This is a genomic window from Pseudomonas lurida, from assembly GCF_013522705.1.
GTDB classification, from domain to species: Bacteria; Pseudomonadota; Gammaproteobacteria; order Pseudomonadales; family Pseudomonadaceae; genus Aquipseudomonas; species Aquipseudomonas quebecensis.
Genome location: NZ_JAAMRE010000037.1, coordinates 1 through 12,898, shown reverse-complemented (window position 1 = coordinate 12,898; position 12,898 = coordinate 1). Strand labels below are relative to the sequence as shown.

Here is a 12,898-nt window from a genome sequence, read left to right as displayed (position 1 = left end):
AGTGCTAGACTGCGCGCCATGAATTATCTCGCACATCTGCACCTGGGCGGCCAGTTGCCCGCGCAACTGCTGGGCAGCCTGTATGGCGACTTCGTTAAAGGCCGTCTGCAGGGCCAGTTCAGCCCATCCATTGAAGCGGCGATCCAGTTGCATCGTTCGATCGACCGTTTTACCGACAGCCATCCGTTGGTAGGGCAGGCGTTGTCACGCTTCAGCCTGACCCGTCGGCGCTATGCCGGGATCGTTCTGGACGTGTTCTTCGATCACTGCCTGGCGCGGGATTGGGCGTTGTATGCCGACCAGCCGCTGGAAGACTTCACTTCGCGGGTGTACCGGGTACTGGCGGCCGAACCGGCGTTACCGGGGCGGTTGGCGCAGATTGCGCCTTATATGGCAGCGGACGATTGGCTGGGCTCATACCGCGAGTTCGCGGTGATAGAACACGTGCTGCGCGGGATTTCGCGGCGGCTGACGCAACCCGAGGAGTTGGGGCACGCGATGCAGGAGCTGCGACTTTTATATGAACCGTTGAGTGAAGACTTCCGGCGCTTCTACCCTCAATTGCAGGTGTTCGCACAGGCTCAACTGACGCCGTAAAACTAAATGTAGGAGGGGCTTGCCCCTCCCACATGGTTTCAAGCAGCGAACGCTGGTCGCGCCGCTACCGGTTCAACTTCAGCGATCGGCCCGAACAACGCCTTCTGCACCGCCTGCTGCGCCTGGAACGCCAGGGCGGCACGCTCCTGCCCGGCGCAGGCAATCGGTGTGAGTACGTGGATTTCCACATCGCCCTGATCATTGGCAAACAACCGCATCAGGTGCGAGAGCAAATCGTCATCGCCTATGAACGGCGCCAGCGGGTCCACCTGCCCATCGCGCAGGTAACGGATCGCCACCGGTTGCAGCGACACATCCGCATCGATCGCGCTGGCCAGCAGGCGGCCGTGGAAGGTGCGCAGGCTGCGGCCGTCGGTGGTGGTGCCTTCGGGGAACATCAACAGTGGATGTTGCTGCTCCAGATGCCGGGTCATCTGCTTGCGGATCAATTGGCTGTCGCCCGAGCCCCTGCGGATAAACAGGCTGCCGGCCTTCGCCGCCAACCAGCCGGCGACCGGCCAGGTGCGCACTTCGGCCTTGGACAGAAACGACATCGGCGCAACCATGCCCAGCAGCGGTATGTCGGTCCAGGACACGTGGTTGCTCACCCATAGCATCGGTTGCGTCGGCAACTGGCCATGAACCGTCACGCGAAAGGGCAGGGCGTTGGTCAGCCGGGCCATGAAGAACCGCGACCAGCGCTGGCGGCGCACCATCGAATTGGCCACGCCCAAGCGTTCGAAAAGGCCAAACACGCTGGCCATGCTCAAGCCCAGCGCCACCACCAGCAGCACGCGGGCGATGCGCCCGTATACACGCAGGCGGCTCATCACATGGCCGCCTTGAAGTGGCGCGCATAGCGCGGGCACAACTCGTCGCGCTTGAGCAGGATAAACACGTCGGCGACCTGGAAGTCTTCGTCCCAGCACGGCTCGCCGCAGATCTTCGCGCCCAGGCGCATATAGGCCTTGAGCAGCGGCGGCATTTCGGCGATCACGTTGGACGGCAGATCCAGGGCCGGCAGCGGCTTTTTCGGCTCGGCGCGCAGGTGTTCGTTGCACAGGTAGCGTTCGCGCAGGCGCTGCATGATCGCATGGGCCTGGATGCCGCCGTCGTGCATCGGAATGCTCGCGCAGCCCATCAAATAGCTGTAGCCGCCCTGGTTGAGCACCTCGGCCAACTCGCCCCACAACACCGCGATGGTGCCGCCGTTGCGGTAGGCCGGGTCGACGCAGGTGCGCCCGATTTCCAGGATCGGGCCCTTCAGGTGGAGCAGGCCATGCAGGCTGAATTCTTCTTCGCTGTAGAACCGGCCCAGGGTGCTGGCGGCCTGGTGGTCGAGCAAGCGAGTGGTGGCTACCAGTCGACCGGTGTTCAAGTCCCGCACGCCGATATGGCTGCAGTGCACATCATAGTCATCCATGTCCAGGCCGTGTTCCGCGCCTTTCAGCTTGGCGTTGAACTCGCCGCTGAATACGTTGAACCGCAGGGCCTGGGCTTCCTGCAAGGCCTGGGCGCCGATCAGGCGTTCGGCTTGCAGACGGCGTTCATTGCCGGTGTCGCTGATGCGGGCGATCTGAGTCATGGCGAGTCTCCGAGTGCCGGCCACGTTTCGGCCGGTCGACTTTGTTGTCCGAAGTCAGGCTATGGAGGCCCGGTGTCATCTCCATGAAGTTATGGTGACGCTTGGATGACAGGCCCTTTGTCGTCAATCTGTCATGCACCTGGGCTAGCCTCGCGGGTTTGAATGCCCCGTCGAGTTCGCGTCCATGGTCAGAGGCCTGTTGTGCGTTGCGCTGTTGTTGTTCACCGTTAACGGCCACGCTGAAACCTGGCCCGACCCGCAATGGGCCGAGGGCACGCTGCTCACCGGTCCCGCGCTCCAAGCCCTGGACGCCTATGCCTTTCCCCCGCGCGACGACAGCACCCGCCAAGGCATTCGCACCGACGCCCTGCTGGTGATACGCGACGGTGAAGTCATCTACGAACGCTACGCCGCACCCACTACCGCCAGCACGCCGCACTTGACCTGGTCGGTCAGCAAAAGCCTGATGGCCTGCGTGCTGGGGGTGGCCTACGGCGACAACCGCTTCAAATTGAGCGACCCGGTGGCGCGGTTTTACCCGCCGATGAAGCAGCATCCGACGGTCACAATGGCCGATCTGCTGCACTGGGCCTCGGGGCTGGACTGGCAGGAAGACTACGAATTCGCCCCGCTCAAATCCTCGGTGGTGGCCATGCTCTACACCCGTGGCCGCACCGACATGGCTGAGTTTGCCGCAAACACGGAGGCCTCCAGCGCGCCGGGTCAGGCGTTCCGTTACTCCAGTGGCGACAGCAATCTTTTATCCGCCGCACTGAAAGGCATGCTCGGTCACAAGGCCTATATGAGTTACCCGTGGGATGCGTTGTTCAAGCCACTGGGCATTCGCAATGCCACGTGGGAAACCGACGGCGACGAGACGTTTGTCGCCTCGTCCTACGCTTACCTCACCGCTCGCGACCTGGCGCGGGTCGGCCTGCTGATGGCGCGGGAGGGGCGTTGGGGTGACCAGCAACTGCTGCCCAAGGAGTGGGTGGCCTTCAATCGGCAGCCGTTCAACCGATACCAAACCGGGCAGGACGAAGCTGTCCCCGGCGGCCATTGGTGGCTCAACCAAGGCACGCCAAGGCCTTGGCCCGACGCTCCCGCCGATACCTTCGCGGCGCTCGGCCACTGGGGCCAGGCACTGTTCGTATTGCCCGATGAACGCCTGGTGATCGTGCGCTACGGCGACGACCGTGACGGCAGCTATCGCCACAACGAATTGCTCAAACGCGTGCTTGCGGCGGTGCAACCATGATCCGTCGTCGGCCGTTGACCGGTTTTTTTCTGCTGTTATTGCTCGCGCTGTTGGCGTGGGTCTGGCACGAACGCGTCAACCTGCAAGCCTTCCCCGATATCATTGCGGCCTATACCGCTAAGGAATACTGCTCGTGTCGGTATGTGGCGAATAACCCGGCGCAGTACTGCCAGGGGTATGTGAAGCAGTACGTGCCGACCAGCGCCTTCAGCGACAACCCGGAGCGCAGTGAAGTGACGGCGAGCGGGCTGGGCCGAACCCACAGCGCAAGGTGGCTCGGCGACCGTCAAGGCTGCCGCCTGAATCCCTGACACGGCACACTTGCCCTGCGGGAGCTGGCTTGCCTGCGATGACGACGGCACAGGCGACAGTGATGTTGACTGACCTGCCGCTATCGCAGGCAATCCAGCTCCCACAGTTGATCTGCTTCGTCAGTTACATTGCGCCCGGCAGGCGGCGCAGTTAAGGTTCGTCCAGGTTTTTTGCCCCTCGAGTCTTTATGTTCAATGCTTCTCTGATAAACCCCCTGGCCTTCGCCTTGCTGGCGGCCGCTGCTGTGCCCGCCCATGCCGACTGGTACTTGGATAACGAATCCTCGCGCCTGTCCTTCGTCACCACCAAAAACACTGAGATTGCCGATGTGCATCGTTTTCTGGTGCTGCACGGCAAGGTCGACGACAAGGGCGCGGCGCAGGTGCAGGTGGAACTGGAGTCGGTCAACAGCGGCGTGCCGCTGCGCGATGAGCGCATGCGCAATCAGTTGTTTGAGATCAAGACGTTCCCCGAGGCGTTGATCAGCGCGCAGATCAATCTGCAGCCCATTAACGACCTGGCCCCCGGCGCGCAATTGGAGTTGCGCCTGCCACTGAGTGTGACCTTGCACGGCAAAACCCAGGCCTACAGCGCCGAGCTGCTGGCCACGCGCCTGGATGACCGGCGTTTCCAGGTGGTGACCCTGGAGCCGGTGGTGCTGCATGCCGAGGATTTCGACCTGGCGCCGGGGGTGGCCGCGCTGCGCAAGGCGGCCGGGCTGAAGTCGATCAGTTTGTCGGTGCCGGTGGGTGCGGTACTGATCTTCACGGCGCGCTGACATGGGCGGCGCGGTGTTTCCGTGGCGCAGCGCCAACCGTTTCGAGTTGTTGATCGACGGCCCGCAGTTTTTTTCCCGCAGATGCTGGTGGGCATTGCCCGTGCCGAACAGCAAGTGGACCTGGAGTTGTATCTGGTGGAGGCCGGTGCGTGCGCCGAGGCCATGGTGCAGGCACTGGTGCTGGCCGCCGAGCGCGGTGTGCGCGTGCGGTGCCTGTTCGATGACTACGGCAGCCTGGCGTTTACCCTGTCGCTGCGCAAACGCCTGACTGACGCCGGGGTGGAACTGCGCTTCTACAATCGTCTGAGCTGGCGACGCTGGATGCGTAACCTGTACCGCGACCATCGCAAGCTGTTACTGATCGACCAACAGCTCGCCGTGGTCGGCGGCACGGGCGTAACGGATGAGTTCTGGACGCCGGGCCAGGACACGGCCGAGTGGCACGAGGTGATGGTGCAGGTCAGCGGCCCGCTGGTGCTGGACTGGCAGGCGCTGTTCGACCGCCAATGGCACGCCAACGCGGCGCGGCGCGCATGGAAACCCGCCACGCATTTCGGTTTGCCGCGTCTGCCCAAGATGCCGGCGACGGGGCCGGGGCTGGGCCGGGTGGCCTACGCGGATTCCCGACAGCACCGCGACATCCTGCAATCGTTGATCCGCGCGCTGAACAGTAGTCAGCAACGTATCTGGTTCGCCACGCCGTATTTTCTGCCCACGTGGGGTGTGCGCCGCGCATTGCGCCGGGCAGCAGGGCGTGGGGTGGATGTGCGTTTACTGCTGACCGGCCCGCGCACCGATCACCCTTCAGTGCGCTACGCGGGCCACCGTTATTACCCGCGCCTGCTGCGTTCGGGGGTGCAGATTTTTGAGTATCAGCCGTGCTTTCTGCACCTGAAAATGGTGCTGGTGGACGATTGGGTCAGCATTGGCTCATGCAATTTTGATCACTGGAATTTGCGCTTCAACCTGGAAGCCAATCTGGAAGCCCTGGACCCGGCATTGGCGCTCGCGGTAAAGGACAGTTTCGAGCGCGATTTTGCCCAGAGCCAGGTGGTGAGCCTGGAAGCGTGGAAGGCGCGGCCGTTGTGGCGGCGGGTGAAGCAGCGGCTGTGGGGCTGGATTGATCGGTTGGTGGTCAACCTGTTGGATCGGCGGGGTTAGGGCCCCGCCTTTCGTTCAGAACGCTGTTTAAAACTGCAGCGAATACTGCGCCGTGAGGTTCTGGTCCCGTGAACGCTCACCGCGCTGCTGGTTGAAACCCAGGTCCAGCGCGCTGTGGCGGCTCAGGCGCGCAGTGGCGCCCAGTTCCAGTCGGGTGCTGAGGCGGTCCAGTGGAGCGCCGCTGACCTGTAGCGCGGAGCCGCCGTCCCAGGCGACTTGAGCCGCTGGTTGCAGGCCTCCGCCGGCATGGGTGTAGGCCAGGCCACCGCGCAGGCTCAACCATGATGGGCCGACCAGGGCTTGAGCCAGGTCGATATTGAAGCGCACACCGCCGGTGGTCAGGTTGACGCTCTGCTTTGCGCTTTTGCCGCGCAGCGCGGCCATGCCGCCTCGTTCGCTGAACCCGTCGCTGCGCAGCTGTACATGGGCCAGTTGCAGGTACGGCTGCCAATCCCAGAACCCATGATTGAACCGATAGTTGGCCTCGGTAAACGTCTGCACAGTACGGCTCGCATAGTCGGCAGACAGGCGATTTTCGACGCCGGCAAAGCTGACGCGGCGTTTGCTCTGGACCTGATGCTGCGCGTAGGCGATGCCGCCATACAGGCCGAACGCGTCCCAGGTGTGGCCAGCGTGCAGGCCCAACTGATAGCTGTCGACACTCGCCTTGCCTCGCGCGCCGGCCTTGGCCTCGCTGCTGCCGCTGCCGGCCACCAGCCCCAGGCGGGAGCCTTGTTCCAGCCGGTGATCAAACCCGACCAGCAGGCCGATGCTGCTATGGGAGGTGCGCGCGGTGTTGCCATCGCCTTCGAGCTGGCCATTTCGGCGGGGCAGTTGGACCCAGGCGCCGCTGTTCAAGTCGTCGGACTCACCTGCGCGGTTGCCTTGCCGGTCGAGCGCCGACTGGCGCAGCACGCGGCTGTTTTCGATCAGCACCGCCTGGGTGCTGGCATGCAACTCGCCACTCAACTGGTCGAGCGCCGCGGGGGCCTGGTCGGGAAACAGTGCGGTCAAGCGTTGCAGCAGCGGGGTCGGCATGGCTTGAGCGTCGGCGGCCGTGGCGACGGCGCGCTGGTTGGCGGTGTTTGCCGCTGAAGCGAGCGAGCGGCCCCGGCCGAATTCCACTAGCAAGTGGTTGTCTTGCTTGACCTGGAAAGCGCTGAGAAAGGGAGAGAACTCGCGGTGGTCGACCGAGGCAAACTCACCGCTCAAGTCGCCTTGTGCTTGGAGGATATTGTAGCGCTGGCCCAACGGATAACTGTTGGGTTGTGCGCTCAGGTACAGCGTGCCGCCGTTGATCGCGGCCTGGTTGCTCACGTGCAGTTTTGCCGGGTCGGCCTGGGCAACCAGGCCGGTCATCAGGGTTGCGCCCGATGCGTGCTGATAGTCGCCCTCGACCGCCAGGTTGCCGTTCAGGCGCAGCACGCCGCCTTCGAGTTTCACGTCGCCCTTGAGGGTGTTGGCGCCGTCCAGTTCCAGAATGCCTTCGTGGAGCGTGGTCCCGGCAAAGCTGTTATTGCCGCTCAAGCGCAGCCAGCCGGCACCGGTTTTTTCCAGGCGCCCCGGCCCGCTGATATCGTTGCGCCAATCGTCCCAGGCGCCGCCTTGCCAGACCACTGCGCCGCCGGCCGGGCGGTCCATGTTGACCCGGGTGTCGACGCGCAACTGGCCGGGCCCGTCGATGGCTTTTTTCAGGTCCATCAGGCCCCAGCCGTAGATATCGTCCACCCCGGGTTCACCCAGGTCGGTGGCGGTGGTCAGCAACACATCACGGATCTGCGGGTTGTCGAGGTAGGGAAAGCGCTCCATCAGCAAGGCCAGGCCGCCGCTCACGTGAGGGGCGGCGATGGACGTCCCGGAGGCGGTCAGGTCACCAAATTCGGGGTTGTCGCCAGTGACAGTGAAGCCATCGGCTTCATCGTCGTTGTCATAGTGGGTTTGGGTGTCTATCGAGCCCGCGACCCAGGCTGAGCTGATATCCGTTCCTGGCGCGGCCAGGCACCAGTCTTTGCTGAAGCCGCAGCGGTAGGAGCCATCGCTCAGGGTCAATGCCTGGTTCACATTGACCACGCTCAACCAATAGCGCTCCAACTCGGCCACGGCGCGTGGCAGGCTGGCATGGATCTCGGTAAAGGGCGCGGTTTGAGGCGATTCGTTGGGTTTTAATGAATTGCCCGCCGCCCATACTTGCAGCATGTCGTATTTGACGGCGCTGTCTGCGATGGCTTTAAGCTCTTGATAATGACGGGTATGGGTCTGGCTTAGCGCCAGATCCAGCGCGGCTTCATCGGCAAAGGGGGATGGCGTGCCCCAGCTGTGGTTGACCACGCGCACATTTTGTTTGTGCAACTGGGCATAGGCGGCTTCGACTGCCTCCGGCGTGGCATTGGCGACCCTGTCTGTGGTTGTCCCGGGACCCGCCTGGTAAGTATTACTGAACCTGCGCACCGCGCTCACGTTGGCCGCGTAAGCTACGCCATGGGAGCCCGCGCCATCGCGATTGGCAAGCACGGTGGCGGCAACGAAAGTGCCGTGGGGGTTGTACCGGGCCCCCACGTTTTTCAGGTAGTCATCGACCTCCTCCCGGGTGAGATCACCGTCGGCAATGGCCTCCTCCAGACCGGGCAGGGCTTCGGGTGGCAGTGAATCGCGCAGATTCACCTCGGAGCGATCACCTTCGCTGAAGAAGCAGCCACCCGACAGCACGGCATCGCTCACACAACCGGGATCTGCCAGTTGTACAGCGGAATGTGGCTTGCCGGCTAACTCATGATGGCGCAAGTCGGTGCCGGAGTCGTAAACCCCCACCTGCACACCCTCGCCGCTCAACCCCCTGGCATAGGCGTAGTCGGCGCCGACTGCGCCCAGCCCCCAACTTTTTTTGAACTCATCGCTGCGCCAACTGGCGGCGTCGTTCAATCGGCCTTGTTCGCGATAGCTTGCGGCTTCAACAGCCACGCTCGGCAAGCCACCGAGCAGGCACAGGGCGATCGCCTTGCGCTTGAACGATGATTGAACCGGAACTTGTTGAGTTGCCTGTCGGGGTTTTTTCGTGGGCGACATAGTCCACACACCTGCAGATTGATTTCGGGCTGACAGGGTGTGCGAGTGCACGGGGGGAGGGATATAGGACACTACTTGGAGATGTGCGTGAAACGTGACTTTTTGCTGACTCAGAGGGGGGGAGGGCGCCAGACCCAATGCCGCTATTGTGAAGACAATGCAGATCAAACCGTGGGAGCGGGCTTGCTCGCGAAAGCGTCGTGTCAGTCAACCTCAATATTACTGAGCCGACGCCATCGCAGCCTCGCTAAAGCTGGACAACTCCCACCTTCGACCTGCTTCGCTTCGAAGTCAGCATTCCTTAACCGAGCGGCCTTACAGCAACTCGAACGTCTGCTGCTGTACATCCTGGGAATCCAACCCGATCTGCACATTGAACTCACCCGGTTCGGCCGCGTACTTGAGCTGGGTGTTGTAGAACTTCAAGTCTTCTTCGGTGATGGTGAAGTGCAGCGTGCGCTCTTCACCGGCCTTGAGCATGACTTTCTGGAAGTTCTTCAACTCCTTGATCGGACGGATCATCGAACCGGCCACGTCCTGGATGTACAGCTGCACCACGGTTTCGCCGTCGACCTTACCGGTGTTTTTCACGGTGACGCTGGCGTCGAGCTTGCCGGTCTTGTTCAGGGTCGTGGACGACAGCGCCATGTCCGACACGCTGAACGTGGTGTAGCTCAGGCCGTAGCCAAACGGGAACAGCGGCCCGGTGGTGTCATCGAAGTACTGCGAGGTGTAGTTGCCCGGCTTGCCTGGGGTGAACGGCCGGCCGATGGTCAGGTGGTTGTAGTAGGTCGGAATCTGCCCCACCGAACGCGGGAAGGTGATCGGCAGTTTGCCCGACGGGTTGTAGTCGCCGAACAGCACATCGGCGATGGCGTTGCCGCCTTCGGTGCCGGCGAACCAGGTTTCCAGGATGGCGTCGGCCTGTTGGTTCTCGTCCAGGATCGACAAGGGGCGGCCGTTCATCAGCACCAACACCAGCGGTTTGCCGGTGGCCTTGAGCGCCTTGATCAGGTCGCGCTGGCTTTGCGGGATGTTCAGGTCGGTGCGGCTGGAGGACTCGTGGGACATGCCACGGGACTCGCCCACGGCGGCGACGATCACGTCGGCCTGCTTGGCCGCTTGGACCGCCTCATCGATCAATACCTGCGGCGAGCGCTTGTCATCCACCACTTCCGGCGCATCGAAGTTGAGGAAGTTGAGGTAGTCGACCACCGCCTTGTCGTTGGTGATGTTGGCGCCACGGGCGTAGAGGATTTTGCCTTTTTCACCGATCACGGCGTTGAGGCCGTCGAGCAGGGTCACCGATTGCTCGGGTTTACCGGCAGCCGCCCAACTGCCCATCATGTCGATCGGCGCCTTGGCCAGCGGGCCGACCAGGGCGATGGTCGCGGATTTTTTCAGCGGCAGGGTGTTGTTCTGGTTTTTCAACAGCACTAGGCTGCGGCGCGCAATATCACGCGCTTCGGCGCGGTGCAGGCGGCTGTCGGCGTAGGTGTCGGCCGGGTCGTCCTCGGCCTTGCCGATACGCAGGTACGGGTCCTTGAACAGGCCCATGTCGTATTTGGCGCCGAGGACTTCGCGCACGGCGTTGTCGATGTCGCTCTGCTCGATCTCGCCGGACTTGAGCAGCCCCGGCAGTTCCTTGCCGTACAGCGAGTCGTTCATGCTCATGTCGATGCCGGCCTTGATCGCCAATTTGGCGGCTTCACGCCCGTCCTTGGCCACGCCGTGCTTGATCAGCTCGAAGATCGCGCCGTGGTCGCTCACGGCCAGGCCTTTGAAGCCCCAGTCCCTGCGCAGCAGGTCGTTCATCAGCCAGGTATTGGCGGTGGCGGGTACGCCGTTGATCGAGTTGAGCGCCACCATGACGCTGCCGGAACCGGCCTTGATCGCCGCGTGATACGGCGGCAGGTAGTCCTGGTACATCTTGACCGGGCTCATGTCGACCACGTTGTAGTCGCGCCCGCCTTCCACCGCGCCATACAGGGCGAAGTGCTTGACGCTGGCCATCAGGCTGTCGGCATTGGCGGGGCTGGTGCCCTGAAACGCCTTGACCATCACGTCGGCGATGCGCGAGACCAGGTAAGTGTCTTCGCCGAAGCCTTCGGAGGTGCGGCCCCAGCGCGGGTCGCGGGAGATGTCGACCATCGGCGCGAAGGTGATGTCCAGGCTGTCGGCCGCAGCTTCCTGGGCGGCGATGCGGCCGGAGCGGCCGATGGCGTCCATGTCCCAGCTGGAGGCCAGGGCCAGGCTGATCGGGAAAATGGTGCGGTGGCCGTGGATCACGTCGTAGGCGAAGAACATCGGGATCTTCAGGCGACTGCGCATGGCCGCGTCCTGCATCGGACGGTTTTCCGGGCGGGTGATGGAGTTGAACGTGCCGCCGATGCGGCCGGCGGCGATTTCCTTGCGGATCAGCTCGCGGGGCATTTCGGGGCCGATGCTGATCAGGCGCAACTGGCCGATCTTTTCATCCAGGGTCATCTGCTTGAGCAGGTCGCTGACAAAGGCGTCCTTGTCCTTAAGCGCAGCAGGCTTTGTTTCTGCCCATACGGGGTGAGTGGCCAGCGTGGCAACAAGGCCGAGCAAACACAGCTTTTTCATGAATATCCTTTTTCGGCTCACTGCACAGCGCTCGCGCTGACGGCCAAAATGTGGGGAGCGTCTATTGTTGTTCGGGCGTTGTTCAGAGAAATACCGCACACTTCTGAACTCTTATTCGCGCTGGGCATCTTTGTAGCTGATTGGCTCGATGCATACCAGTGGTGGCGGATTATGCCCCAAGCGCGCGGTTTATAGGGCAGGTCATCCAATTCCATCCAGTTTGGGCAGGAGATACATCATGCAAGCAGCACACGTTAACCGCTGGGGCCTCAAAGCCGCGGCTCTGCTATTGATCAGCGCGGTGCTGAGCGGTTGCGGCATCAACACCATTCCCACCCTCGACGAGCAAGCCAAGGCGGCATGGGGCCAGGTGCAGAACCAGTACCAGCGCCGTGCCGACCTGATCCCCAACCTGGTGGAAGTGGTCAAGGGCTATGCCGCCCATGAGCAGGACACCCTGACCGCCGTGATCGAAGCGCGGGCCAAGGCCACCTCGATCCAGGTCGACGCCAGCACCCTGGACAACCCGGAAAAACTCAAGCAGTTCCAGCAGGCCCAGGACGGCTTGAGCGGCGCCCTCAATCGCTTGATGGTGGTCTCCGAACGCTACCCGGATCTGAAAGCCAACCAGAACTTCCTGGCCCTGCAATCTCAACTGGAAGGCACCGAAAATCGCATCGCTGTCGCGCGCCGCGACTTTATCCAGGCCGTGCAGGCGTACAACACCGAGATCCGTACCTTCCCGGGCCGCCTGTGGCACAGCGTGATGTACAGCGATTTACCGATCCGCGCCACGTTCGAAGCCACCAGCGCCGATGCCGATAAAGCCCCGCAAGTGAAGTTCAAATAAGGCTGCACTGAGGTGTCGATGCGTTTATTAAGGATAGGCTTGACGCTGTGGCTGTTGGCCTGCGCGGGCGCGGCCCAGGCAGCGTTGACCTTGCCGGCGCTGACCGGGCGGGTGGTGGACAACGCCCAAATGATCGACCCGGCGGTGCGCGCGCAGTTGACCCAGCAGTTGCAGGCGCTGGAGCAGACGCGCGGCGCCCAGATCGTGGTGGTCACCGTGCCCGACCTGCAAGGCGTGCCGATCGAGGACTTCGGTTATCAATTGGGGCGCCAGTGGGGCATCGGCCAGAAGGGCAAGGACAACGGCGCGCTGTTGATCGTCGCCCGCGATGAACGCAAGTTGCGCATCGAAGTGGGTTATGGCCTGGAAGGCGTGCTCACAGATGCACAGTCGTGGGTCATCATCAACCAGGTGATCGCGCCCAAGTTCAAGGCCGGCAATTACAGCCAGGGCATCAGCGACGGCGTGGCCGCGATGGTCCAGGTGGTCGGCGGTGAACCCCTGGCGGTGCCGGCCCATGTGGCGGACGGCAATTTTGCCAAGGATAATCCCGGCCTTTCCATTGGCCTGTTCGTGCTGCTGATCGGTGTGCTGTGGCTGTGCAATCGCCTGGGCCTGCCGGTGGGCGCGATCCTGCTGGCGATCCTCAGCAGCAGTGGACGCGGCGGCGGTGGCGGGGGTGGCGGC

The 12,898-nt window shown here is 62.9% G+C and carries 10 protein-coding genes and 1 pseudogene; 7 read left to right on the top strand and 4 right to left on the bottom strand.

Annotation, left to right across the window (positions count from 1 at the left end):
• Positions 1-18: 18 nt before the first annotated feature.
• Positions 19-597, top strand: a complete 579-nt coding sequence (locus tag G7025_RS24145) for an acyl carrier protein phosphodiesterase (RefSeq protein WP_181081530.1) — start codon at positions 19-21, stop codon at positions 595-597.
• A gap of 38 nt (positions 598-635) precedes the next feature.
• Here the strand turns inward: G7025_RS24145 and G7025_RS24140 are convergent, their stop codons facing one another.
• Together G7025_RS24140 and olsB are read right to left on the bottom strand one after the other, a co-directional pair.
• Positions 636-1,427 carry a lysophospholipid acyltransferase family protein gene (locus G7025_RS24140; protein WP_181081529.1) on the bottom strand — a complete coding sequence of 264 codons (792 nt, stop codon included), beginning with the start codon at positions 1,425-1,427 and terminating at the stop codon, positions 636-638.
• On the bottom strand, positions 1,427-2,182 hold the full coding sequence (olsB, locus tag G7025_RS24135; RefSeq protein ID WP_034096335.1) for an L-ornithine N(alpha)-acyltransferase: 756 nt from the start codon (positions 2,180-2,182) through the stop codon (positions 1,427-1,429). Before olsB ends, G7025_RS24140 begins: the two co-directional genes overlap by 1 nt.
• 184 nt (positions 2,183-2,366) lie before the next feature.
• Here olsB and G7025_RS24130 point away from each other — a divergent pair, with 184 nt between their 5' ends.
• From G7025_RS24130 to G7025_RS24115, 4 genes and pseudogenes are all read left to right on the top strand, one after another.
• Positions 2,367-3,440 carry a serine hydrolase domain-containing protein gene (locus tag G7025_RS24130; protein ID WP_181081528.1) on the top strand — a complete coding sequence of 358 codons (1,074 nt, stop codon included), beginning with the start codon at positions 2,367-2,369 and terminating at the stop codon, positions 3,438-3,440.
• Complete coding sequence (locus tag G7025_RS24125; protein ID WP_181081527.1) at positions 3,437-3,751, top strand: amidase; 315 nt, start codon at positions 3,437-3,439, stop codon at positions 3,749-3,751. The genes G7025_RS24130 and G7025_RS24125 overlap by 4 nt, the downstream gene beginning before the upstream one ends.
• A gap of 188 nt (positions 3,752-3,939) precedes the next feature.
• On the top strand, positions 3,940-4,530 hold the full coding sequence (locus tag G7025_RS24120) for a YceI family protein (RefSeq protein WP_181081526.1): 591 nt from the start codon (positions 3,940-3,942) through the stop codon (positions 4,528-4,530).
• A 1-nt stretch (position 4,531) separates the two neighbouring features.
• Positions 4,532-5,691 (top strand): annotated as a pseudogene (locus G7025_RS24115) (phospholipase D-like domain-containing protein).
• A 27-nt stretch (positions 5,692-5,718) separates the two neighbouring features.
• On the opposite strand, the gene G7025_RS24110 reads toward G7025_RS24115, so the two are convergent.
• Together G7025_RS24110 and bglX are read right to left on the bottom strand one after the other, a co-directional pair.
• Positions 5,719-8,754, bottom strand: coding sequence for an autotransporter domain-containing protein (locus G7025_RS24110; protein WP_181081525.1), 3,036 nt, complete (start codon positions 8,752-8,754; stop codon positions 5,719-5,721).
• Positions 8,755-9,069: 315 nt separating this feature from the next.
• On the bottom strand, positions 9,070-11,361 hold the full coding sequence (bglX, locus tag G7025_RS24105; protein ID WP_181081524.1) for a beta-glucosidase BglX: 2,292 nt from the start codon (positions 11,359-11,361) through the stop codon (positions 9,070-9,072).
• 238 nt (positions 11,362-11,599) lie between these two features.
• On the opposite strand from bglX, the gene G7025_RS24100 reads away from it, so the two are divergent.
• Both G7025_RS24100 and G7025_RS24095 read left to right on the top strand, forming a co-directional pair.
• A complete protein-coding gene (locus G7025_RS24100) occupies positions 11,600-12,211 on the top strand; it encodes a LemA family protein (RefSeq protein WP_181081523.1) in 612 nt (203 codons plus the stop codon).
• Positions 12,212-12,229: 18 nt separating this feature from the next.
• Positions 12,230-12,898 (top strand): TPM domain-containing protein (locus G7025_RS24095; RefSeq protein ID WP_181081522.1); only part of this gene is annotated, 669 nt, incomplete at its 3' end.

What these genes read in the sequence shown, in the direction of transcription:
- G7025_RS24145 (WP_181081530.1), top strand. Translation starts at nt 19, where the DNA reads ATGAATTATCTCGCACATCTGCACCTGGGCGGCCAGTTGCCCGCGCAA.
- G7025_RS24140 (WP_181081529.1), bottom strand. Translation starts at nt 1,427, where the DNA reads ATGAGCCGCCTGCGTGTATACGGGCGCATCGCCCGCGTGCTGCTGGTG.
- olsB (WP_034096335.1), bottom strand. Translation starts at nt 2,182, where the DNA reads ATGACTCAGATCGCCCGCATCAGCGACACCGGCAATGAACGCCGTCTG.
- G7025_RS24130 (WP_181081528.1), top strand. Translation starts at nt 2,367, where the DNA reads ATGGTCAGAGGCCTGTTGTGCGTTGCGCTGTTGTTGTTCACCGTTAAC.
- G7025_RS24125 (WP_181081527.1), top strand. Translation starts at nt 3,437, where the DNA reads ATGATCCGTCGTCGGCCGTTGACCGGTTTTTTTCTGCTGTTATTGCTC.
- G7025_RS24120 (WP_181081526.1), top strand. Translation starts at nt 3,940, where the DNA reads ATGTTCAATGCTTCTCTGATAAACCCCCTGGCCTTCGCCTTGCTGGCG.
- G7025_RS24110 (WP_181081525.1), bottom strand. Translation starts at nt 8,754, where the DNA reads ATGTCGCCCACGAAAAAACCCCGACAGGCAACTCAACAAGTTCCGGTT.
- bglX (WP_181081524.1), bottom strand. Translation starts at nt 11,361, where the DNA reads ATGAAAAAGCTGTGTTTGCTCGGCCTTGTTGCCACGCTGGCCACTCAC.
- G7025_RS24100 (WP_181081523.1), top strand. Translation starts at nt 11,600, where the DNA reads ATGCAAGCAGCACACGTTAACCGCTGGGGCCTCAAAGCCGCGGCTCTG.